This is a genomic window from Paenibacillus sp. VT-400 (genome assembly GCF_001029205.1).
GTDB lineage: Bacteria > Bacillota > Bacilli > Paenibacillales > Paenibacillaceae > Paenibacillus > Paenibacillus amylolyticus.
Genome location: NZ_LELF01000060.1, coordinates 1 through 250 on the forward strand (window position 1 = coordinate 1; position 250 = coordinate 250).

Genomic DNA, 250 nt, shown 5'->3' on the forward strand with positions numbered 1-250 from the left:
AGTCGCCCTATTCAGACTCGCTTTCGCTGCGGCTCCGGCTCTTCACCTTAACCTTGCACGGGAACGTAACTCGCCGGTTCATTCTACAAAAGGCACGCCATCACCCCTAGCAGCTTAGCTGCAAAACACTCACTCGTTGTTCGGTTTTGAGAGCTCAAACTCTCAAACAGCTTGCTTTTGCATGGAGCTTGTTCTTTGAAAACTAGATATCGAAACGAAACAAACGCGAATTAGAACATTCCTTTAAGCT

Annotated in this window: 1 rRNA gene; it reads right to left on the minus strand. The window is 47.2% G+C overall.

From position 1 onward, the window contains the following. Positions 1-161, minus strand: a 23S ribosomal RNA gene (locus EL84_RS31245); the annotation flags it as partial. Positions 162-250: the final 89 nt, after the last annotated feature.